Genomic DNA, 25,168 nt, shown 5'->3' with positions numbered 1-25,168 from the left:
TCTTCGGGGCGTTACGGGAGCAGCAGTGATGCTGCAAGTGAGTAGAGGATTCTCGCGTGGGTGGCTGGTCTAGTAATCGTGTGTTTCGTCGTGCTGTTTTGTTGACGGCGTATGGGGTGTCGGCGGCGTTGGTGTCGGCGGGTTTGGTGCCTGCATCGCAGGCCTGGGCTGATACCACTCCTGCCCCTTCTCCTTCGCCTGTGGAGCAGGCCACTCCCACCTCGGGTGGTGTGGTTGATTTTCCGTCGGCTGTGATCCAGGCCCGAGCGACGGGCAAGCGTGTGGAGGTGACGGCGGAACGGTCGGAGTCCTCGAGCACGTGGGTGAATGCGGATGGGTCGGTGACGACAGAGCAGTTCGCGGCCCCGGTGCGGTTCAAGAACGATAAGGGTGAATGGACCTCATTCAATACTGATCTGGTTGAGAAGGCGGATGGTTCGCTTGCTCCCACGTCAGTGCCCGAGGGGGTTGTGTTGGCGGGTGAGGTGAAGGGCACAGATGCTCAACCGGCTGAGGTAGCGTCGCTGTCAGGTGGGGCAGCGGATTCGCAGATCGCGGTGACGTGGCCGGATTCGCTTGGTGCACCGCGTGTGGAGGGGCCGACGGCAACGTATGCGAAAGCGTGGCCGGGGATTGATCTTCAGGTAACAGCGACGCGCGATGGGTTCGAGCAGTCGTTCATTATTGCGGACCGCACCGCTGCCGAGTCTTATGCTGCGGACCAATCGGGTTCGCTGGTGACATGGGATGTGCCGTTGTCGATCCCAGAGGGTGTGACGGCCCGCGAAATCACAGGTGAGCGTGTCGAATTCGTTGATGCGGCTGGGAACGTGGTGTCTCGTTTCGAGGCCCCGATGGCATGGGACGCGTTCGTGGACGTGAAGAGTCGCGAGCACACACAGCACACGGGTGTGAGTGTGCAGCTCGTGGAGCAAGAAGCGACGGCGGTGACGCTTCGGTTGTCACTGTCGCGGGAGTGGCTGCTCGATGAGGCACGTGTGTTTCCGGTGACGGTGGATCCGGTGTATGCGTCTGCGACCACGCGGCCGACGTTTGACGCGTTCGTGCAGTCGAATGTTTCGTCGGATCGTTCGAGTGAGCGAGAGTTGAAGGCTGGCACGTATGACGGGTCTGCGAAAGCTCGATCGTTTCTCACGTTTTCGACGGCATCGTTTAAAGGGTTGAAGGTTCAGTCGGCGTCGTTGAAGTTGTATGAGTCGTGGTCGTATTCGTGCAGGCCGACGGCGTTGGAGGTGTGGTCGACGAACGCGGTCGCAACTTCGGCGGTGCGGTGGCGTGCGCAGCCGGGCCTGGTAGCTAAGCAGGGCAGCGTGACAGTTGCGAAGGGGCATAGTTCGTCGTGTGCTGCGGGCTGGGTGAGTATTCCGATCACTGGTCTCGCGCAGTCATGGGCAACCTCGAGCGCAGGTAGCGCATCGTTGGCGTTGAAGGCTGCGTCCGAGACAGATGTGAACGGGTGGAAGCGTTTCGCGTCGATGGAATCGACCACACCTCCCTCGATCGTGTTCACCTACGACCGCAAACCGAACGTGGCAGCAGTGCCAACGGTTGCCGGAACCACCACCTATGGTGCAGACACGTATGTGGCCTCGAAACGCCCGGTTGTGTCGACGGTAGGGACGGATCCGGATGGGAATTCGATGCGAGCGAATATCGAGGTGCATACCTCGACTGCGGGCACGACGGATTCGTTTGTGACAAAGTGTGCGACTGGTCTTGGGGCGTCAGGTTCCACGCTCTCGTGCACGCTTCCGGCTGATCTACCTGATAACAAGACGCTGTATGTGCGTGCGAAGGTCGTGGATGAGCTGGGCGTGTGGAGCGCGTCGTGGTCGGGCTGGAAAACGATCAAGACCGCCCAGGCGAAGCCTGCCGCACCAACCATCACCTGCCAGAGCTACAGCAATGGATCATGGACAACGAATGTGCCGGGCGCAAATGTGCCGTGCACGATCACTGCACCAGTGCTCACCGGTAATAACCAGGCCGTGCAGCTTGATTACCGGATTGATGGGGCTACGGTAGCGGCGACGGTTGCGGTGACTGCGGGCAAGAGCGTCACGGTGTCGTTGCCAAAGACGGCGGGCGGGCACCAAATCAGAGCCCGCGTGTCCACAGCATCACGCCTGACGTCCGATGCTGGCGTGTTCACTGCCGGGTGGGGCGGCCCGGCCTTGTATTCCCCGGGACGGCTCGAGGCATCTAACGGCGAGTTCAAGGTGCTCGCGAAAGCACCACCACGCACCGCGAACGAGATGACCGTCTCTGCGCAAATGCAGTGGCGCCCGTCGGGCAGCAACGACACCTGGATCAACGCGGGTAGTGCCACTGCTGTGACGGGTGCGCTGGGCAAAGAGACCGTGTTCACCGGCACGTTTGACGCAGCCGCGGCACTTGCGGCGGCGAACAAAGCTTCGCGTGGTCCGGTGCGCATGGATTTCCAAGTCTGCTTCACCTATTCGGGTGTGAAGACCCCCATGTGTACCGGTGGTGTTGCGCCGACTGTGGTGGTGCGCGTCCCACACGCTTTCGGCGACGGTTACCCAACCACGGATGTCGAAACCGGTCAGGTCGCTCTCTACACGGGTGAGTTTCAAACCTCCGACACGGACGTCACTGTCCCCGGGTACGGGTCAGATACTACGCTGTCGCGTTCGCACCTATCGTTTACGGGTAGTGGCGATGTGAAAGCGTGGCCAGTGGACCCTGTCACTGGCATCTTCGGCCCCGGGTTCACGGCAAACCTGGAAGGCGACGACTCCGCTGGTCTCGCCGGCGTGGAAGTGATTGATCAGCGCATGAGTGACGGGTCGATCGCTCTCATGGGGGAAGACGGCGACGCGCTCGTGTTCGTCAACCCTTCCGGTAAACGCGAAACGGTCACCGGCACCCTCGTGCCCGGAACGACCGACACGGAACTCTCCGGCGTAACGGCAAAGATCACTGGTACAGCGGCGGCCCCCACCCTCGTCGTGACTGAAGACGATGGGACCGTGACAACATTCCAACCTACGACTGGTGGTGCGGGTAAGAATCTTGACTTTAGGCCGGTGTCGATCGCCGCGGTGGGGGATGGGTCCTCAACCACGTTCGGTTACGACGCGACCACTGGTGTGGTGACGCGTATCGTTGCGCCGCTTCCTGATGGTCTTGCAGCCGGGGCGTGCCCTCCTTCGGGCGTGTTGCAGCCTGGCTGCCGCGCGGTAGAGCTCGCCTACACCAGTGTCACGGACCCGAACGGAATGAGCGTGCAGCGGCTTGCAAAAGCATCAGCGACACTGTTTGACCCTGCCACGAACCAAATGGTGACCACACCTGTCACGACCTACACTTACGACTCACTCACCAGGCTCTCGAGCGTGACGGATGTGCGCTCAGGGCTCAAGACCACCTACACGTGGGATGGAGCATCGACCAGGCTCAAGACGATCACCCCGAGTGGTCTTGCGGGTTACACGATGAACTACGCACCCAACCCTGACCCTTCGATCCCGACGATGATGGTGAAGAACGTCCAGCGGGACGGGCAAACTACCGGCGCCCCTCCCGTCCAGATCGCATCCATCGTCTACAACGTTGCCACCAGCGGGGCCGGGTTGCCGGATCTGTCACGTGCGGGTGTGAAGGCATGGGTGAAAGAGGCCGACGGCACGCCTGAGTTTGACGCTCAGGTCCCAGTCAACGGTTACGCCGTATTCGGCTCGGACCATCCCGTGAATGCCCTCGTAGGCAAAGACGTTCCGGCTGCGGACATGCAGTACGCCTCGTTGAGTTACATCAACGCGGACGCATACACGATCAACACGGCCAGCTACGGCGCTGGTGCGTGGCAGATTGATGCCACGTGGTATGACGCCAAGGGCAACGTGGTCCGCACCCTCGACGAGAATGCAGTCAACACGACCCTCGCTGACCCGGACATGTCGCAGGCCCAGGTGGATGACCTGTCCGAGCAGACCGTTTACAACGCAGAAATTAAAGACACTGCAGGCAATGTGCTCGTGCCCGCCGGGTCTCGTGTCGAGGAGACGTTCGGGCCTGCCCGCGACGTCATGCTCAATGACGGCTCCACAGCCAGGGTGCGACCGCATTCACGCACGATTTATGACGAAGGAGCACCCAATAACGGGATCAATGCCGCGACCGGTCAGCCGTACTCGCTTGCCACGACCGTGATCTCGGATGCGGTCACGACAGGTAGTGGCCCGGACGCGGTGAGCGTGGTGGAGGCTGTGTCGACCATAAAGAACGGCTACAACCCTCTTGACGGCTCGGCCGTGACCTCACCGACGTCGGGCTGGACTCTCGGAACACCGACCACCGTGACCGACAACGCCGGCCGCGTGACAAAACAGATCTTTGATCCCCGCGGCAAAGTTGTCACCACGATCGCGCCGACCTCGAACGGTGACGATGCAGGCACGACTCGCACCATTTACTACACGGCAGGGCCCAATGCTGCGGATGCTTCCTGTGGCAACACGGCGCAGGCTAAAGCCTGGGCGGGGGAGGTGTGTCGCACGTTCCCAGCCTCTGCCCCAAGCGAGGGGCCGAGTATGCCGAGCAGCAAGGTCACCGGGTATGACTATTGGCTCGCCCCCACTACAACCGTGGAGACATCTGGTGCCGCGACGCGGACCTCGAGCGTGAAATACGATGCCGCAGGCCGCGCTATCTACACGAAAACCTCCACGAGTGGACTCGCGGGATCGGTGCCGATGGATGCGATCTTCACCCAGTACAACCAGGCCACGGGCCTTGTGGACGCCGTCGGTGTCGCGAACAGTGCTGGTACTGGTATCGCGGGTGCGAAACAGTCCTACACCTACGACGCGTGGGGCAAACAGATCACCTCGACAAACCAGCTGGGGGACGTCACCACGACGACGTATGACGCGAAAGCCCGTGTGACCTCGGTCGATGACGGCAAGGGCGTGACCTCGTTTGAATATGACGGCACCGATGCGAATGGGAAAGCAGAGCGGCGCGGTCTGGTCACGAAACAAACCGTGACCCGTGGCTCATCCTCACCTCTGACGTATGCTGCGGCGTATGACGCCGCGGGTGCGATGACCACCGAGACACTTCCCGGCGGCATCACCGTCACCCACGAACTCAACGAAGCAGGCGAAGAAACCGGCCTCACCTACACCGGCCGGGTCACGGACCCTGAGACCGGAGTTGCTGCGCCTGGCGTGTGGTTCTCCTGGTCGCAGACTAATGACGTGTCGGGTCGTGTTCGCACAGACTCCTCGACATTCTCGACCGCTATCGCTACGACGGCGGGGCTGGCGCCGGATGTGGATGTGACGGAGGTGCTTGATGCGAGCCCGCTTGATTTCGATCATCGTTACACCTACGACAAGGCAGGCAATCTTGCGAAGGTTGAGGATTTGACTGGCCTGCCGGTAGGGGAGGCGACAGTGTCGCCGTATGTGGTGCGTGAGTACACGTTCACTGCGAAGGGTGCTCGTGCTGGGGTGAAAGAAACAATCCGTGCTGACGGCACCCCGACCGGTGCAGCAACCACAGGCAAGACACAGACCCTTACCTATGACACTGCTGATCGCCCGACGGGCGGGTATGTGTATGACCTTTTCGGCCGCCAGACCACGCTCCCGGCAGCACATGCTCCGAACCCCAGTGAGGGGAATATTAGCCTCGCGTATTTCGATAGTGATTTGCCGCAAAAGATCACCCAAGGCGACACCACCACAACGTTCACGCTCGATGTCTCTGCTCGCAGGCTCGTCCAAACCACGGTTACACCGGCGGGGTCAACTACGACGACGCGGCATTACGCCGATGATAGTGACAATCCGGCATGGGTGGACGTGAAGGAGCCGAACGGTGCCGTGGAGACGACCCGGTTTACGGGGTCGATTAGTGGGGATCTCGGCGCGACCATCAAGACCGACGGTGTCGCGGAGTTGACGTTGCCGAATATTCACGGTGACATCGTCACCACTGTGCCAATCTCCGCGACCGCGACCGCGGATACTCCTGCGGAGGCGATCGCTGGTTGGGCTGGGTACAAGGAATACGGCGAGGCCATTGACCCCACGCAAGCAGGCACGGTTGGGGGTCCGATTGGGTATGGGTGGCTAGGCGCGAAAGAACGCTCAACAACCGACGCCACCGCCGGTCTCACCCTCATGGGCGTACGCTTGTATAACCAGGCGACAGGAAACTTCACCTCCACAGACCCCGTCCCCGGCGGCAACTCCACGACATACAACTACCCCACAGACCCCATCAACCAGCACGACCTCGACGGCAAAAAAGGCTGGTGGAAGCGCAATTGGAGGAAAGTAGTAGGGGGTGGCGCAACCGTACTCGCGATCGGGGGTATGTTTGCATGCGGAGTTAGTGTTGTTTGCGGCGCTATCGTCGGAGGAGTGGCTGCCGGCGCTGGATATCTGTCGAAGCACTATGGACGAAAGTCATTTTCAAAATGGGGATTGGCTAGTTCCGTAGTAGGAGGCGGGGCTCTTGGCTTTTTCTCTTTCACAAAGTTTGTGCGGAATGGGAATAATCTGTTGAGAGTTGGTCGCACCTCCAAGGGTGCGCCGTGGCGTATATCGGGTGGACCGTCGTTAAAGCACTACAAGCGTCTCTCAACCTCCGCAAAGAAGAAATTGCGCAACCGTGGCTCTTTCCACTTTGAACGCAAATGGGGCGGTTGGCGAAACCATCGTACAGGCAAGGAAGTGGAGACGTGGAATTTTCGAAAGAAGGGCTAAGTGGATTGTCGGACCTGGTGCGCTCAATCATTGAGCCTGCTACGAAGCGCTTAAGTTCGTCGCTCGGAGTTAATGCGTCAGTAAACGGCGAGTTCGTTGTCTGGAACGTGGACAACGAATATGGACCGCAATTCTCGGTGAGGTACAACGAAAACCTTTTCCGGCTCTCGTTTCTTGAGTTTGGTCTTGTTTATCCGGTGCCGTCGCCTTGGAGCGAGGAGATGTTTATTGAGGTAGTGGAGGACATTCTCGCGATTGCAGAAATGTGCACCAAAGGCGAGTACCTCATTGGTCAGCGCAAGCGCAGGTTCTTCCCATCATACAACTTTCTTATTCTGGATTTTTTGGATGGCAGATATGTGGAGATTCCGGAAGTAGATGCATTATTTCCCACCTCTATTGTGCGACTCTAGTCTTTCTGTTAATATCAAAAGTTGTTACACGGGTGTTGTAGCCTTTCATGCAGGTAGAGCGGCGAGTTTGCCTTAAAGCGAACTGCATTTTGAGATTAGCGGAAGCGTTGAAAAAGGTGGAAATTTCGTAGTGGCGTGTGCGGTAAGAAATGTTCTTTATGATAGATATTTAGCGCGAGTGCGTTGGTTGGGAGTCGCCAAGTTAGAAGCGGAGGGGGCAAATCGTTAGTGGGAAAGGCGCGGTCGAGAATTACCGCACGGCACCGTCTGAGCCGCTCATGTCGGCCTAGGACCAGTCGCGCACGAAGGACTTGTAGTTTCGGTACTACAGCGAGAGCCCGCTTGGGAAGAGTAGGAAGCAGATACCGCAGAGGGTATGCGCACCGGGGGGCATTTAAGACTGCGGGTATTGTTAGACTCCAGTCGTTCGCGCTGTGGAGAGTGACCCGCTAAATTGGGTGAATGTGTTGAATTCTTGACGCTCGTCACGGTTTGTATCTCGCTCGCACTATTTGTTGCTGATACTGTTGTCGACATGTTCAATGCCCCCAAGGAGCTTGGGTTGTTCGCCAAATTCGTACATTGTAAAGCGCATTGGGTCGACCGAGCTAGCGACAAGACTTCTCTTGACAGAAAGCTTTTATATGGGACAGTTTTCTTTGAAGTTGTTGGGTGGGTGCTGTTGAAAGTTTCGGAGCTCCTGTAGCGAGCGGGGTCATGGATCTATCGTTGTGTGCGTCTGCGATAGCGACGACGGCGGGGCTGGCGCCGGATGTGGATGTGACGGAGGTGCTTGATGCGAGCCCGCTTGATTTCGATCATCGTTACACCTACGACAAGGCAGGTGATCTCGCGAAGGTTGAGGATCTGACTGGCCTGCCGGTGGGGGATGCGACAGTGTCGCCGTATGTGGTGCGTGAGTACACGTTCACTGCGAAGGGTGCTCGTGCTGGGCTGAGTGAAAGAATCCACGCGGACGGCCCGCTGGCCGGGACCGCCACGACGGGGAAGACACAAACACTTATCTATGACACTGCTGATCGTCCGTCGGGCGGGTATGTGTATGACGTGTTTGGGCGCCAAACCACGGTTACACCGGCGGGGACAACTACGACGACGCGACATTACGCCGATGATAGTGACAACCCGGCTTGGGTGGATGTGACACAGCCGAACGGGCTTGTGGAGACGACCCGGTTTGCGGGGTCGATTAGTGGGGATATCGGAGCCTATATCAAGACCGACGGTGCGGCAGAATTGGCTTTGTCGAGTACTTATGGCGATATTGCCACGACCGTTCCCATTTCCGCGACCGCGGTCACGGGCACCCCTGCGGAGACGATCGCTGGTTGGGCTGGGTACGAGGAGTACGGCGAGCTCGCGGATTCCGGCCAGGCGAGTACGGTTGCGGGCCCGGTTGGGTGTGGGTGGCTTGGTGCGAAAGGACGCGCGGCGAGTGATGCTACCGCGGGTCTCACCCTCATGGGCGTGCGCCTCTACAACCAGGCGACAGGGACCTTTACCTCCACAGACCCCGTCCCCGGCGGCAACTCCACGGCATACAACTATCCCACCGACCCCATCAATATGTGCGACCAGTCAGGAAAGGAAGCCTGTAAACGAAAAAAGGGAAACTCGCGGCCACAGGTATCCAAAACGCGCCGGCAAACCACTGGAAAATGGCACAATGCAAAAGAAATATGGCTCTCTGCGCTCATCTTCGGGCAGACTTTAGGTCCCAAAAAAATACTTCAAAAAACTGGATTATGGAAGAAGTTGCCAAAATGGGCACAACGGGTTGCACCCTCGGGGATTGGCATCGACCAACTACAAAAGAAGAGTTTCTGGATATGGACCGAGTATAAAGAGTGCGGAAAAGGTGGTGTCATGAAGTACTGGTACCGCGGATACTCATTTCTTCAGTATAGGGCGAAATATTCCATCCTCTATTGGAGGACTTCATGGGTTTACTTAAAGGCTCTGCACACAAGCTCAACGGGAAGGATCTCTGGAAGGCTTCCCGGTTAGCCATGAATAGTAGGCGCACGGAGGTGTCAGGCAAAATGGCTAGTGAGCCAAAAGACGAAGACTTGGAGCCCACAGAAGAGTCCGGAGAAGGCAGTAAATTTCATGGATTCCTTATTTTGATAGATTCTGCTACTTATGTGACTCTTCGCACACTTCCCGACGGGTTAACACCCGTCTCAATCGCGGTAACGGTAGTGGCCAGTATTTTGTTGGCGTATACCGGGTACGAGTTCCTTTTGAAAGAGGACAAGAAATTTTCACAAGGTGGTATATGGTTAGCCCTTGTGAAGAGCCTGAGTGTCGCTTTAGGTACATCGCTTGTGACATCAGTGTGCACTCGTTCGATAGTCCTGACGGTGATCTCTCTGGTCGCGGCAATAGTGTTTGAGCTACTTCTGCTCGGGTGGACCAGACTTTGAGATGTGCGGCGCATAAAAGTGCGATTGTGTGGCCGGTGCCAATAGTCGCTGGGGAGCGCATCCCATCGGGGTACGGGGTGCTGGAATGTCGATGAGGGGTAGGCTCCCGCTAATGTCCTGGTGGCTGAGTAAGAATTAGGAGCACTTATGTGGGCTGAGAGCAATAGATTAACCTTCCGTAAGGTGCGAAAGATAATAATGCAAATTTTGACCGAAGAAAATCCAGCAGACCTCCCCGAATTTATTCTGCAAAGTTCGTCGTCTGTCTACTCTACCGAGGCGAATGCTATTTACAGATACTCTTGCAATAACGTTCAAGAGGGTATCAGTAGTGAGCAGGTAGAACAGGTAATATATGATGCTAGCCGTGACCCGCTAGATGCTAATGCTGTAAGTCGCGCAGCGCAGAGAATCGTGGAAGCGTTAGGGTAGTGTCACTTGCGGCATGGTGGATCCGTTTATCACGTCAAAACTGAAACAGGGTCTCGGTAGTAAATTCCACTTCAGTATCCAAAATATGGATTTAGGCAATCTAGATGCGGCAAAGTAAGCAATTCGAGTCTCGGCTGCAGCGGATCACGTCGCAGCCCTCGCATTCTCGGCCTGGCGGGCCGATGCTTGCTGGGCGCGAGCTTGGTTGGTTGCCTCTGCCGGGTGTGGGTGTTAGCTGTGTAGGTCGCCCAACGCCACGGCGAGGTTGTTCTGCTCGCCTACTCTACTGTCTGCCGGCGTTGCTTTTTTGATGGTGATGCCGAGCTTTTGCCACGGATACTCCTGCGGAGACGATCATTTGTTGGGCTGGATGGAAGGAGTATGACGAGCCCGTGGAAGCCTCCGAGGCGCGTACGGTTTCAGGTCCGGTTGGGTGTGGGTGGCTTGGTGCGAAAGGACGCGCGACGAGTGATGCTACCGCGGGTCTCACCCTCATGGGCGTGCGCCTCTACAACCAGGCGACAGGGACCTTTACCTCCACAGACCCCGTCCCCGGCGGAAGCTCCACGGCATACAACTACCCCACGGACGTTGTTTCAATATTCGACCTAACAGATCGCTGCGGATCTACAAGCACGGTAGTGTGCCGGAGCGATGCAACGTGAGGTACTCGAAGTACGATAGGGATGGACGGTCGCGCATCTGCAACGGGATCGGGACAGCGTAGTTCAGGTATGTCGACTAAGAGAGGCGCAGCAGGTTCAGGCAAGCCCAACAGTTCCAGCGTAAAAGGCAGGTCTGTGGACAAGCACGACCACAGATCAGGCCGTAATCTGACGTGACGCCACCAGAGGTGGCGCGCATTCAAGAAGGCGACAAAACCACCAAGAAGGAAGCTGTAGACGCGCCGGGGAGGGTGCGTAGATACGTGCTGTGGAACCGGAAAATAGACGACGCAGTTTATGGTGGAAACAGGAAAGATGGGCCAATGTGAAACTGCTACCGCATATAGTAGCTTTTGAAGGAGGTGGCTGTGTCACAAACGTTGCCAAATGGTGCACGAACTGAAGCGGGACTCGCCAAATATTCGACGATGGATTTCTTGGAAATTTGTGAGGATAATCTCGGCACGCTTTTAAAGGGCTTGGATGGTCATCTGTACTATCTGAAGGCCGATGAGTTGAGCCGGAAATGCATTCTCAAAAATATGCGCGAAGGTGCTGCTCTATACGTCAATCCCGAGGGTTACTGGTCATCCTCTGAAGCGGAAGCGCATAGAGGGCGGATCGGAAAATGGTTTACGGGGCGCGACGGCAGCGAAATTGCGCGGCGTTATGCCGACGATAAGGCTAAATACCCTCTAGTGTACTCTGCGCTATTTTGGAGCCACTTCGATTCGAAACGAGTCCTGTATCTTGAGGGGTATTCGCTGGAACCGCTGCTTAAATTGGGTCTAGAGGAGCGCAGGTGAACTCCCTTCAGTTTGGTTAGAGGCATCATTGGAATGGCCGCAGTGCTGCTTATCTAAATGTTGGGGTCTCTAAGACGAGACCAAATGATTCCATGGTGCCGATTCTGACGGGCCCAGTACGAGTGTTTGACCAGCCCGTAGTGACGATTCATTGCGTCGCCGCTTGCTTCGCAATCCTCGCCTTCGATGCTTGCTGAGTGCGCCCGCGCCGTTCTTGGTCGTGCCGATTGCGAAACCCTCGTGGGGGTAGGTTGTTGGGTTGGGCTGGAATATAGATGTCTCGCCGCGAATTCGCACCAGTTCCCCTGAAGCGCGAGAAATAGCCACCATTCTCATCGTTGAAGCTGCGCTGGCAGAGCCACGGTGAACGATCCGTGAACTCCGGTGTTGCCGCTGGCGCAGCCTGAAATTCACCGCTTGGCAAGACGCCGTTAGGACTCGATTTCTAGCCTGAGCTTGACACTGTTTCTCGAGTTCAGGATAGAGATCATGCCCCGTATCCCCGCCCCGGGCGAGGCTGCCACTGCCGGCGCTTCGCGCTCTCGCCGCACGCGCGGTGGCCTTCGCGCCCTCGCCATTGCCGCGGCCCTCGCCATCGCCGTTCCCGGTAGCTTTGCCCTCCCCGCCGATTCCCCCTCCGTTCTCGCGCCGGCCACGGCCCAGGCCGCGCCAAGCGAAGATGACGTTGCAAAGGGTGGCGTGTTTGCGGATTCGCAGACGCGCCGCGTCGCGCCGGGCCTCGACCTCACGACCTTCTCGCGGCTCGAGAGCGCGGGCTGGAACGAGGGCAGTGTCCTGACGGCCGATCTCACCGAGCAGACCCTCTCGATGGACGTTGTTGACAACGGCAAGGTCGCAAGCCGCTCTCCGCTCGGCGAACTCATGACCTCGGGCGAGCGTGGCGATCAGGCGGTTGCCGCGATCAACTCGGCGTTCTTCGACATCAACTTCAGCGACGCGCCCGTGTACAGCTCGGTCTCGAACGGGGAGTCGGTCGTGGGTTCGGATAGTCACCGCCCCGCCTTCACGATCGTGGGTGGCAAGGCCGTCGTGCAGGCCCTTACGACCTCGGGCAAGGCCACGCTCGGCGATGGCTCCGCGATTGACCTTGCAACCCTTAATGACCCGAGCCTCCCCGAGGGCAAGGTTGGCGTATATAACTCCCGTTGGGGCTCTTACACTCTCGATCGTCCCATCGGCGGACCCGACAAGGTGAGCGCTCACGCCGCTTACGCCCTCGTCCAGGACGGCAAGGTCGTCAAGGCGAGCGGCATCGTCGAGAAGGGTGTGGGGGAGCAGGAGATCCCCGAGGGCGCGCAACTCCTCCTTGGCCGCGAAGAGGGTGCCGACAAGGTCGCGGCGCTCAAGGTTGGCGACAAGGTCGACGTCGCGATCGGCCCCGACCAAGACGTCGACATGGGCGTTCAGGGCAGCGATCAGATCCTTACGAACGGTGAGGTCATGGCCATGAACGATGATTCGCTCGTGAAGACGAGCCACCCACGCACCGCGATCGGCGTGAGCAAGGACGGCTCGAAGGTGTACGCGATCGTGCTCGATGGCCGCAGTGCCAACTCCCACGGCATGACCCTCCCTGAGCTCGGCCAGCTCTTCAAGGACCTCGGCGCGTACAACGCCGTGAACCTCGACGGTGGCGGCTCCTCCGCGATGATCGCGCGCGCCGCGGGCGATGACGGTCCCGCGGTGTGGAATACGCCTTCCGACGGTGACGTGCGCTCGGTGAGCGACGCTCTCGTGTTCTACTCGAGCGCCCCGAAGGATGAGATCTCGGATGCTCAGCTCTCGGTTGTGCTCGAGAACGAGAATGCTGTGTTCCCGGGCCTTCACCGCACGCTTGAAGGCGAAGGCCTGGGCAAGAACCTCGCCCCGCTTGCCGTTGACGGTGAGTACACCGCTGAAGGTGCGGCGACCGTCGAGAAGATCGACCAGGGCACGGCGATCGTTGAAGGTGTTGAGCCGGGCGAGGCGACCATCACCTACGAGACCGGCGTGCACATGGATTCGGTCACGATGCGCGTCCTCGGCGACCTCCTCGCGATCCGCCCGAGCGCCCGCACCCTGAGCCTCCCGGATCCCGATTCGACCCGCAACGTCACCCTCACGGGTATCGATTCCGACGGTCACCGCGCCCGCATCGAAACCCAGGACGTCAAGGTCGAGGCGAGCAAGGGCTTCACCGTGACCGATGACGGACTCGGCACGTGGACGATCGCCGGAACCGGCGATGCCGAAGCCGGCACCGTGACGTTCAGCGTGGGAGAGGTTGAGACGACGATCCCCGTGAGTTACGGGACCAAGGAAGAGCAGGTCTTTGACTTCACCGATCTCGGTGCCTTCAAGGACGGCAACGCACGCGCCGCAGGCTCGCTCGAACCCGCGAAGGGCGAGAACGGCGAGGATCCCGCAGTCCGCATGCAGTTCGATTTCACGCGGGAAACCGCGACCCGCGGCTACTACCTCATCGCGAACGAACCCGTGACGCTCGAGGGCAATGCCATCTCGTTCAGCGCGGATGTCAAGGGCGATAGCAATGGCGTGTGGCCACGCCTCGAGGTCATCGATGCGAAGGGTACGAAGACGAACATCAATGGCGACAACATCACTTTCGATGGCTGGTCGAAGGTCGTTTTCAACGTGCCGGAGGGCCTCGCGCAGCCGCTTACGGTCAACGCCGTGCGCCTCATGGAGACCCGCCCCGGTGCTAAGTACAAGGGCGACGTGACGATCGCGAACCTGACCGCCACGACGACAACGGCGGTCGAAGCTGAGGCCGGGAAGGCCATCCACGACCCGGCGTTGCTCACGGTCGGTTCGGTGGCGGATCGCCCGCAGCGCGTGGCCGTTATGAGCGATGCGCAGTTCGTGGCGCGCGATCCGAAGTCCCCCTCGGTCGAGGGCGCGCGCCGTACCCTCCGTGAGATCAAGGCGGCAAAGCCCGATCTCCTCGTGATCAACGGCGACTTCGTTGACGAGGCGACTCCCGAGGACTTCGACCTCGCAAAGACGATCCTCGAGGAGGAGTGGGACCCGTCGATCCCGTACATGTATGTTCCGGGCAACCACGAAATCATGGGCGGCAAGATCGAAAACTTTGAGAAGGCCTTCGGCGCGACGCAGCTGGATCGCAACCTCGGCCGCACGAAGCTCCTTACGCTCAACACTGCGGGCGGCTCGCTCCGCTCGGGCGGCATCGACCAGATCGAGAAGCTCGAGGAGGCCCTCGCGGAGGTCGAGCAGTCGGATGCTCTCACGGGCATCGTCGTCTTCTTCCACCACCCGCCGAGCGATCCGCTTCCCTCGAAGTCGAGCCAGCTCGCCGATCAGCGCGAGGCGCGCGAACTCGAGCGTGTGCTCGGCGAATTCCGCGACCGTTCCGGGAAGTCAGCCGCGGTCGTCAACGGCCACGTAGGCGTGTTCCACGGCTCGGCAGTCGAAGGCGTCACCTACCTCGTCAACGGAAACTCGGGCAAGAACCCCGCAGGCACGCCCGAGACGGGCGGCTTCACCGGGTGGACGATGCTTGGCATCAACCCGGGCGCAGGCAAGGTCGGTGCGAATCCGACGACTGCGGATCGCGTCGCGTGGCTCGCGGCCGAAACCAAGCCGTGGGTCGATGACATAACGCTCACGCTCCCCAAGGTCCTCGCCGAGGGAGAGAGTGCCGACTTCAGCGCCGTGTTCACGCAGGATGGCCGCACGGTTCCCGTTGCGTGGCCCGTCACCGCTCAGTACTCGGGTAGGGGAGTTCTCGTGGACGACGGTTCCGAGGCAGCCGAGGTTGCCGACGACAGCGCCGTGATCCGCGTGAACCCCCTGACCGGCGAGGTCACCGCAATCCGCCCCGGCGAAGCCGAACTCGTCGTGACGGTCAACGGGCGCAGCCACGCGCAGTGCATCACGGTCGAGGGCGCGAGTGCCCCGGCGAAGCCGGCCCCTGAGGAGGAACCGTCGGATGATGCCGTGGCGCCGGTCGAGCCCGCCCCCAGCGAGGCAGATCCGGCGGGAGGAGCCGAGGACTCCGATGAAGCGGCGGGTACCGATGAGGACCCGGCGGCAGGAGCCGAGGGCCCCGATGAAGTGGCAGGTACCGATGAGGACGGTGCCGCTGAAGGGCCAGCCGGCCAGGCGGAGCCACCCGCGAAGGAGGATCCCGGGATGGCAAGCGCCGATTCCGGTACGGCATCACGCCCCGCGCGAGCTACCGCTCCAGCGGCGAGCGGCCATGCGCCCCTCCCACGCACGGGCGTCGAGCTCGGCGGAGCGATCGCAAGCCTCATGTTCCTCGGCCTTGGCAGCGTGCTTCTTGCACGCTCGCGTAAGGCGAGCATGAAGTAACCAAAGAGCTCCCGATCGAGAGCTCAGGGGCGCCGGCGTCGCAGTTATCGCGAGCCGGCGCCCCACTCCATTATTGAAAGTGGGAGCAGTTCCTCACACTGCGGAAACGACGTGCGCTCGGCAACCGTCGGACCTCGCCTACCCTGGAAGGGTGAAGGCACTTTCGAGAATTTTCCGGTTTACGAGCGAGCTGTGGCCGCTCTACCTTGTGATCGTCGTGTCGGCGCTCCTGACGACCGCGATGACCCTCATCATTCCGTTCCTCATCGGCTCGGCAACCGACACCGCGACCGCGGCCGTGGCGGGGACGCTCACTCGCGACGAAGCCCTGCACGACATCATCATGACGGCCGTGTGGATTTTCGTCGCGTTCATGGCGAGTGCTCTCATTCAGAACATCGGCGGGTACTTCGGTGACGTCATGGGCAACCGCCTCCGTGCGATGCTCTCCGTTCGCTACTACGACAAGCTGCTCAACCTCCCGCAGCGCTGGTACGACGAAGAACTCACGGGAACGATTGTTTCGCGCCTGAACCGCTCAATCGCGGAAATTGGAACGTTCGCGAAGATCGCCTCAAACGCCTTCATCTCGATGATCATCACCGCGATCGCCGTGCTCGCGATCAGCGCGTGGTACTGGTGGCCGCTCGCCCTCATCCTGTTCATCATGTTCCCGCTGTACCTGTGGCTGACCTCCCTCACGAGCGTCAAGTGGCAGCGACTCGAAGGCGAGAAGAACGAGCAGATCGACATTGCCTCGGGCCGCTTTGCGGAGGTCGTGGGCCAGATCCGCGTCGTCAAGAGCTTCGTGCGAGAAAAGAGCGAACTTGCCTCGTTCACGAAGCGCTTCAACAGCACCGACGCGATCACAAAGGAGCAGTCGGTCCACTGGCACAAGATGGATGTCTACCGTCTCGCGGCCCTTAATCTCGCGTTCGCGGTGCTGTACCTCATCATCTTCATCCGCACGGTTCAGGGCGATTTCTCGGTCGGTGACATGGTCATCCTCATCCAGCTCATGAACCTCGTGCGCAACCCGATCGAGAACATGAGCTGGGTCGTGGACACGTCGCAGCGCGCGGTTGCCGGGTCGAAAGACTATTTCGCGGTCATGGACACGAAGGTCGAGGTATGGCCGACGCTTGCCGACGGACGATCGTTCCCGGAGGCGGTGGAGGGTGCCCCGCGCATCGTTTTCGACCACGTGAACTTCGCCTACGAAGAAAACCACGACGTCCTGCACGACATGAGCTTCCACGTGGACTCGGGGGAGAAGGTCGCGCTTGTCGGCGAGTCCGGCGGCGGCAAATCCACGATCGTGAACCTGATCCTCGGCCTGTACCGCACGCGCACGGGAGAGGTGCGTCTTCGCGGCCACAACGTGAACGATCTGCCGATCGACGTGGTGCGCTCACGCGTGGGCGTCGTGTTCCAAGACGCGGCGCTGTTTAGCGGCACGATCCGCGAAAACATCGCCTACGGCCGCCCCAACGCGACCGACGAAGAGGTGCGCGAAGCGGCTCGCCGCGCGAACGCGAGCCAGTTCATCGAGCGGTTCAACGACGGCTACGACACCCTGATTGGGGAGCGCGGCCTCAAACTCTCGGGCGGGCAGCGCCAGCGCATCGCGGTTGCGCGCGCGATGCTCAAGGACGCTCCGATCCTCGTGCTCGACGAGGCGACGTCCGCCCTCGACACGAAAGCCGAGCGGCAGGTCCAGGCGGGCCTCGATGCGCTCATGGAGAACCGCACGTCGATCATCATCGCCCACCGCCTCTCGACGATCGCGGGAGTGGACCGCATCATCACGCTGCGCGATGGTCGCATCGACGAGATCGGCACGCCCGCTGAGCTCGCGGCTTCGGGTGGCATCTACGCCGAGCTGCTTGCCCTGCAGAACGCGGGCGGCGCTGAGGCAAAGAAGCTGCTCGAGAGGTTCGGGATCACCGGCTGAGTTCCCCAGGTTAGTCTCGAGGACGCCGAAGGGCGTTCGTACGATGGTGGCGTGACTTCCGAGCGTTTTTCACGAGAGCAGAGCATTGTGGTTGACGCGCCCGCGGGGCGTGTAACGGGGTGGCGCGACGGGGGCGTGATCCGCGCGACGGGGATTCCGTACGCGCGTGCGGGTCGCTTTGAGAAGCCGGTGCCCGTGCTGGACCTGGGGGAATTCGAGGCGCGCGAGTGGAGCCCCTCGGCGCCGCAAAACCCCGCGGAGGAGCCGCCGCTTTTCGGCCCGGAGCTTCGCGACCTGCCGGTGAGCGAGGACTGCCAAAACCTCTCGATTACCGTCCCCGGTGATATTCGCGAGGGTGAGAAGCTTCCGGTGATCGTGTGGATCCACGGAGGTTCGTATGTCGCGGGTGCGGGCGATTCGTCGTTCACCGATCCCGCCCGCTTCGTTATTGAACGCCGTGTGGTCGTCGTGACCGTTTCATATCGCCTCGGGGTGCTTGGCTTCCTCGGCTCCGCGCTCGGCCCCGCGAACCTCGGGCTCCTCGACCAGGCTGAGGCATTTCGCTGGGTTCGACGCAACATTTCGTCGTTCGGCGGGGACGCTGCGCGAGTGACGGCACTCGGGGAGTCGGCGGGGGCCGACGCCATCCTGCACCACGCCGCCGCCATGGGTCATGCGATCCTCGCGGGCCGTGACGAGGAGTTGCTCTTCGACCGCGCGATTGCACTCAGTCCACCGCTCGGGATTCGCGAGGGTCGTAGCCGCATGAACGCGCTCAGCGCGAGAATTCTTGAGAAGCGCGTGAGGCGCGAGTCGCCCATCGACGACCTGCTCGCTGCGCAAAAGGCCATTGAAACGGCAGCGGCGCCCTTCGGCTACGCGGGGTCGATGCCGTTCGGCGTCCAATACGGCCACGACCCACTTCCGCCGGAGGAGGACGTGCTCGCGGCGTGGCACGCGATTGCACCCAAGGTGCCCCTCCTCATCAGTTCAGTCGGAACCGAAAGCAGTTTCTTCGCGCATTCGATGCCTTTCGCGCGTTTTTTGCGGGGGCTTCCGCGCGTGGGAGAGCGGGCGTACTGGATGTTCGTGGATTCGGCGAGCAGGGCGGTGTTTACGAAAGGCATCGATGTTCTCGCGCACGAGTGGGCGGCCGCGGGCGGAACCTCGCACCGTGCCGTTGTGCCGTGGAGCGTGCCCGGTAATCCGTTCGGCTCCCCGCACGTCATGGACATCGCGCTCCTCTTTTCGCGCGAGGATTCGTGGCGCAGCGCCCTCCCGTTCGAAGGTGCAACGTGGGAGGAGATCGACAGTGCCGGAGCGGACCTGCGCCGCTATCTCACGCAGTTCGCTTCGGGCGAGAGTGACCACCCGTTCACGCGCGAGCCGAGGAGCATCCGCGGCTTTACTGCGTAGGGCGAGCCCTATTTGCGGTGGACGCTTGCAACCCGAGTCGCAACCGTGGGTGTGAGAGCGAGTTGCGTTGGTACCTCACCAGGATGCACTCAGTAGACGTCGAGGTCACAGTTTCATAACGATCGATTTGAATCGTGCCGTGCATTCGATTGGTCCTAGCGTCCAGGTGCCTCTAGCGCTAAAGTCAGAGGTACCGTTGAATATTACTGTCCGCTTTCGTCGTCCCTGACTTGGGCGGTGGCATACGAGAAGAGACTCCAGTTCTCCGCTCTCGTCCAATCGGTATTCAGTGAAATCCCTGACCTAAGGACAAAGGCATGATTTCTTCCCACGACACATGGGGGCGTAAGCGCTTACCGCGCTTGGGCTTCTCGGCGCTCACCGCGCTCGCTCTCGCTGCGGGCACGCTCGGCGCTGTTCCACTGAGCCCCTTCGTTTCCGAAGCCTCTGCAGCTGAAAGCTTCACCGGCGGCATCCGCGGCAAGTCCGGCGCGGTAGAGAAGGGCGCCCAGCAGGCGTCCGACCTGTCAGCCGGTTCGTGTGTTGTCGAAGAGTCCGACACCCCTAACCACAGCCAGGCTGGTTTCACCTGGAACACTCTGGAGCCGAGTGCGACCAGCCCCTCGAAAACCCTGTGGGGTCTGAGCGTCTCCTTTGATAACTCGAAGGACCGCACATTCGCCGATTGGTACTTCACCAATACGGGGAACCTTGGTGCACTCTTGGATACCGGCGAGGTCCCTTCCATGGAGGCCGGCCAGACCTTCCTTGACAAGAGCGTCACTCACAAGGCCGACGAAAGCATCGTCATTGATGGTGCTCGCGCACAACGAAACCTGAATCTCAACGCAGAGATGACCGAGGAGGAGGTCAAGCAGTTCGTTTCGGCCACTGCCGACAATCCCGTGCGCTACGCCTGGCAGAGCAATTACAAGAAGGACAATCCTTCGGGCCTGAGAGCCACGCAAGGTCCCAGCTCGACATTCAGCGCTACTGTAAACCCGTGGCCGAGCGAGAACATCGAATGTAATCCGATCACGGTGTCGTGGGAGAACTGGGAGAAGCACGTCATCGTCCCCGGTGACGAAACCAAGGTCGGTACAGTCAACATTCCTGCTGTGCAGAACGACGGCGAGGACGATTCCATGTCCCGCATGGTCGTGGAAGCTTACGACGGCAACGGCAAGTTCATCGGCACCACGGACCCGGCAGTCTCTGGCGGTGAACAGAACCTGCGTATCGATAAAGACACCGGTGAAATCTTCTTCACCTGGCCGGAGTACCGCGGTACTGACTTGGCGACCGACAAGAACGTCAGCTTCTCCGTTCTGGCGAAGCCGCGTACCGTTGACCAACTCCAGGCCGCTGCTCACCACAACACCGACGGCGAAGGCAAGGCCTTCGACAGCTCCAACTCGCTGGACCGCTACAGCAAGGCGAACGTCATCGACTCCAAGGCGTTCTCACTGGATGACACCGAGTACCACGACCCGAAGTACGACAAGACCGACGCGTCGATCATCTCCGGCGTCGACAGCGCTACCGGTCCGATTGCTACCGAGCCTCAGAAGGTCACCTTCACCCAGACCCCTGACCTGATCAAGGAACTGGCGAAGAAGGGCGACGGCGGCTTTGAAGCTAAGGTCACCCTCGACGAGAAGTACGTCTACGAGGGTTGGACCGTGGAGATGGACGAGGACTACAACGTCACCGTCACCGCCCCGGAGAATCCGCGGCCGGGCACCTTCGCACGCCCTGTCGTAACCGTGGAGTACTCCAACGGCTCCACAGACGTGCTCGAACTGCTCGTCGTGGTAGACCCGAACAACACCCAGGTCACCGACCTCGTGCGCCCGGGTCTCACTAAGGGCAAAATCGGTGACGACCTGACCGCCCAGGTGGGCACGAAGTCCATCATGAAGGGGCATAAGCCGGTTAACCCGGCTAAGTTCGAGATCGACGAGTCCACCGTGCCGGCTGGCTGGACCGTCACCGTCGATGAGACCGGCAAGGTCACCGCGAAGGCTGACGAAACTGTCGCGCCGGGCACCATCATCACCCCGAAGGTGAAGGCGACCTACCCGGACCAGACCACGGACGAGATCGAGACCCAGTTCCAGGCGATCGTTGATATCAAGATCCCCGATTACGACACGGTCACGAACAAGCCGGGTGCCAACGTTAGCTTGACGCCCACGCTCCCGGAACGTGGCCTGAGCGGTAACACGACCGACGAGGCGCCGAAGCGCTACACCTTCGAGGACGGCACGACCGAGATGACCGTCACGGATGACAGTGGTACGTGGACCGTCAAGATCGACGAGAACACTGGCAAGATCACCACGACGATTCCGAAGACCGCACCCGAGGGCTACCAGCTGAACGTCCCGGTGCTTGCCTACTACGACAACGTTGACAAGCCGCAGAAAGTAGAGGGCACCGTGGTCGTTCTGAAGGCCGATCACGCCCCGACTTACTCTGTGGAGTCAACTGGCCCGAACCAGACTGTGAACCACAACGTTCAGGACGCCCCGAAGGGCTCAAAGTTCTCATTCGGTAGGGATGAGAACGACCAACCGATCACTGAGCAGGAAGTTGACGGTTGGAAGTACAAGGTCGATCCGGACACCGGTGTCGTCTCTTCCACCCCGCCGGCTGACGCCAAGCCGGGTGACAAGAAGACTGTCACCGTAACCGTCGAGGCCCCGGATGGATCGACTCCGGTGGTTCCCGTCACCACCGTGGTGAAGCTATCTAACAACTGGGAAGCGGAGCCCTCCTACCCGGTACAGACGGTGTACCCGGGCGAGTCCGCAAAGCTGCCGCTGGAGCTCAACAAACCGGACAACATCAACGTCGCCAAGGACAACCCTTACAAGCTGGGTAACCTCCCGGCGGGTTGGACGGCCACCATTGACAACAATGGCCAGATCACTGCAACCGCACCTGCGGATGCAAAGCCAGGTGATCAGGTCAAGATTCCGGTTACCGTCACCTACGAGGACGGCTCTACCGATACCGCTTACGCAGTGGTGAACGTTATTGACGTCCCCACCCGCGAGGTGCCGTTCGACGTCGTATACAAGTACGACGACTCCATCCCCGCCGGCGAGTACAAGGTCGAGACCAAGGGCGAGCCGGGCTCGGAAAAGCAGAACAAGGACGGCAGCTGGGAGCGGACCAAGAATCCGGTAAACGAGGTAGTTATCGTCGGCACAAAGCCTGCCGAGGCTGCCAAGGATGTGACGTGGACGGTTCCGATCCCGTACCCGACTGAGGTTCGCGAGAACCCGGAACTGAAGCCTGGTGAAACCCGGGTTGTTCAGGAAGGTGAGAACGGCGAGAAGACCTACACTGCTAAGTTCACGGCCAAGGGCTCCGAAGCACAGGTTGCTGAGGAAGAAACCACCAAGGAGCCTGTCAAGCGGATCGTCGAGTACGGCCCGGGCGTTGCTCCGAGCGAGCTGGTGACCAAGACCGAGAAGCCGATTCCGTTCGAGACCAAGGTTGTCTTTGACGACACCCTCGAGGCAGGCAAGCAGGTAGTTGACCAGAAGGGTGAAGTTGGTACCGAGGTTGAGACCTCGACTCAGAAGATCGTGGACGGCAAGCCTTCCGGCGACCCGGAAGTGACGACTGAGCGCACTAAGGAACCGACCGAGCAGATCATCCGCGTCGGCACCAAGACGACCGGTACTACGACTGAGACCGTTAAGTCCGAGGTTCCATTCGGCGTGAAGGTCGAGTTTGACCCGAACATGCCTGCCGGTACGTCTGAGGTTGTGACCGAAGGTAAGCCTGGTGAGAAGACGGTGACGATCACGCGCGATATCACCAACTCCAAGCCGGGCGAACCGCAGATCACCGAAGAAATCACCAAGCAGCCTGTTGATCAGGTCATTAAGGTCGGCACTAAGCCGTCCGAGGCCTCCAAGCAGGTCACCTGGACTGCCCAGGTTCCGTTCGAGGTTATTACCCGCCCGAACCCGGAGCTGAAGCCGGGCGAGATCAAGGTCGTCCAGAAGGGCGTCCCTGGCGAGAAGACCTACACTGCTGACTTCACTGCCAAGGGCGACCAGGCAACTGTCACCCCTGAAGAGAAGCAGACCAAGGACCCGGTCGACGAAATCATCGAGTACGGCCCAGCAGCTGAGGACACCGAAGTGGTGACCAAGGTTGAGAAGCCGGTTCCGTTCGAGACTGAGATCGTCTTCGACAACACCCTCAAGGAGGGTGAGCAGAAGGTCGACCAGCAAGGTGAGACCGGTACCGAGGTTGTGACGTCGACTCAGAAGATCGTGGATGGCAAGCCTTCGGGTGACCCGGAAGTGACGACTGAGCGCACGAAGGAACCGGTCAAGCAGATCATCCGCGTGGGTACCAAGACTGAAGGCACTCACACGACTGCGTATGAAAAGGATGTGCCGTTCGAAACCGAGATCATCTTCGACGACACGATGGAAGCCGGAAAGCAGGAAACTGTTCAGGAAGGCCAGCTCGGTAAGGACAAGGTCACCACGACCCTGACCATCGAGAACTCGAAGGTTGTGGATACGAAGGCTGAAACCGAGCGTGTGACCGAGCCGGTCAAGAAGATCATCAAGATTGGCACCAAGGGCACGCCCGCCTCCACAACCATCGAGTGGACGGAAAAGACTCCGTTCGAAGTCGAGGTACGCGTCAACCCTGACCTACAGCCAGGCGAGACCAAGGTTGTCCAGGAAGGCAAGCAGGGCGAGGTCAAGCACACCGTCAAGGTCAACGCCGAAAACGGTGAGATCACCAAGGAGGACACCTCCGAGAAGATCAGCGACCCGGTCAAGCAGATCGTCGAGGTTGGTCCGGCCACGAACCAGACCGAGCTCACCGATAAGCACACTGAGAAGACCCCCTACGACACCATCATTGAGTACGATCCGAACCTCGAAGTCGGCAAGGTGGTTGAGGACCAGGCTGGTTCCTTCGGCGAGAAGGAAATCACCAAGACGTGGAAGCTCGAAAACGGTAAGCCAGTAGGCGATCCGGAAGTATCCGAGAAGGTTCTTAAGGATCCGCAACCGCGCAAGATCCGCGTGGGCTCCAAGTGCAACTGCGACAAGCCGACTCCGGAGGAACCTGGCAACCCCGAGGATCCGACGAATCCGGGTAAGCCGGAGGAGCCGGGTAATCCCGAGGAGCCGGGTCAGCCTGAGGAGCCGGGTCAGCCTGAGGAGCCGGGTCAGCCTGAGCAGCCTGGTGAGCCTGAGCAGCCTGGTGAGCCCGAGGAGCCGGGTCAGCCTGAGCAGCCTGGTGAGCCCGAGGAGCCGGGTCAGCCTGAGGAACCGGGTAAGCCTGAGGAGCCGGGTCAGCCTGAGGAGCCGGGCAATCCCGAGGAGCCGGGTAAGCCTGAGGATCCGACGGATCCGGGTAAGCCTGAGGAGCCGGGTAATCCTGAGGATCCGACGGATCCGGGTAAGCCTGCAGATCCGACGCAGCCCGGTCAGCCCGAAGAGCCCGGTAAGCCCGAGAATCCGGCTAACCCGAGCAATCCGTCGAAGCCGGCTATTCCTCTGCCGCGTACCGGTGCCGAGATTGCCGCGACTGCCGGCCTTGCCGCACTGCTCGTGCTCGGCGGCGTAGGCGCAGTGGCATGGCGCCGCAGGTCGAACTCGCAGAAGTGAGCACCGAGGCGATGAGGCTCTAGAGCTTCATCCCTGACTCGCACACATGTGGCGGGGGAGCGGGAGAAATCCCGAGCCCCCGCCACATTCGTATACCCATGACCGAAAGACGGCGATGCCGCCTCCCTAAGAGGGCTAGGCGGCAATTCGCGAGGAATCGTTGCGGCCGAAGCACGCAAAGGCGAAGGGAGCCGCAGAAGCCGAGATATATCGGGCCAGAGAACCACCCGTGGCCGTCGGCGGGATAGCTGTCGC

The 25,168-nt window shown here is 60.4% G+C and carries 8 protein-coding genes; all 8 read left to right on the top strand.

What is annotated here, in order from left to right; all coding sequences use genetic code 11:
* Nucleotides 1-200: 200 nt before the first annotated feature.
* The 8 genes from FXY94_RS02690 to FXY94_RS02650 all read left to right on the top strand — a co-directional run bounded on the left by FXY94_RS02690 (nucleotide 201) and on the right by FXY94_RS02650 (nucleotide 24,913).
* Complete coding sequence (locus FXY94_RS02690) at nucleotides 201-6,764, top strand: DNRLRE domain-containing protein (RefSeq protein ID WP_147594875.1); 6,564 nt, start codon at nucleotides 201-203, stop codon at nucleotides 6,762-6,764.
* Nucleotides 6,740-7,177 carry a hypothetical protein gene (locus tag FXY94_RS02685; RefSeq protein ID WP_016663479.1) on the top strand — a complete coding sequence of 146 codons (438 nt, stop codon included), beginning with the start codon at nucleotides 6,740-6,742 and terminating at the stop codon, nucleotides 7,175-7,177. The genes FXY94_RS02690 and FXY94_RS02685 overlap by 25 nt, the downstream gene beginning before the upstream one ends.
* Nucleotides 7,178-7,894: 717 nt before the next feature.
* A complete protein-coding gene (locus tag FXY94_RS02680) occupies nucleotides 7,895-9,205 on the top strand; it encodes an RHS repeat-associated core domain-containing protein (protein ID WP_016663478.1) in 1,311 nt (436 codons plus the stop codon).
* Between the two features lie 1,884 nt (nucleotides 9,206-11,089).
* Entirely contained in the window at nucleotides 11,090-11,527 is a 438-nt protein-coding gene (locus FXY94_RS02670; RefSeq protein WP_016663475.1) for a hypothetical protein, read from the top strand.
* A 489-nt stretch (nucleotides 11,528-12,016) separates the two neighbouring features.
* Nucleotides 12,017-15,883, top strand: a complete 3,867-nt coding sequence (locus FXY94_RS02665) for a phosphodiester glycosidase family protein (RefSeq protein WP_016663474.1) — start codon at nucleotides 12,017-12,019, stop codon at nucleotides 15,881-15,883.
* 151 nt (nucleotides 15,884-16,034) lie between these two features.
* Nucleotides 16,035-17,837 carry an ABC transporter ATP-binding protein gene (locus FXY94_RS02660; protein ID WP_016663473.1) on the top strand — a complete coding sequence of 601 codons (1,803 nt, stop codon included), beginning with the start codon at nucleotides 16,035-16,037 and terminating at the stop codon, nucleotides 17,835-17,837.
* A gap of 51 nt (nucleotides 17,838-17,888) precedes the next feature.
* The gene (locus tag FXY94_RS02655; RefSeq protein ID WP_051120604.1) at nucleotides 17,889-19,253 is read left to right on the top strand and encodes a carboxylesterase family protein; all 1,365 of its coding nucleotides are present in this window, start codon (nucleotides 17,889-17,891) and stop codon (nucleotides 19,251-19,253) included.
* Nucleotides 19,254-19,570: 317 nt separating this feature from the next.
* Nucleotides 19,571-24,913 (top strand): G5 domain-containing protein, encoded by a 5,343-nt coding sequence (locus FXY94_RS02650; RefSeq protein ID WP_016663471.1) that lies wholly within the window; start codon nucleotides 19,571-19,573, stop codon nucleotides 24,911-24,913.
* Nucleotides 24,914-25,168 lie beyond the last annotated feature (255 nt).

Source organism: Dermabacter jinjuensis, from assembly GCF_902381725.1.
Lineage (GTDB): Bacteria > Actinomycetota > Actinomycetes > Actinomycetales > Dermabacteraceae > Dermabacter > Dermabacter hominis.
The sequence above is the reverse complement of the archived record's forward strand: the minus strand, read 5'-3'. Positions and strand labels throughout refer to the sequence as shown.

Coding starts and splice junctions, on each gene's coding strand:
- FXY94_RS02650 (WP_016663471.1), top strand. CDS start 19,571: ATGATTTCTTCCCACGACACATGGGGGCGTAAGCGCTTACCGCGCTTG.
- FXY94_RS02680 (WP_016663478.1), top strand. CDS start 7,895: ATGGATCTATCGTTGTGTGCGTCTGCGATAGCGACGACGGCGGGGCTG.
- FXY94_RS02665 (WP_016663474.1), top strand. CDS start 12,017: ATGCCCCGTATCCCCGCCCCGGGCGAGGCTGCCACTGCCGGCGCTTCG.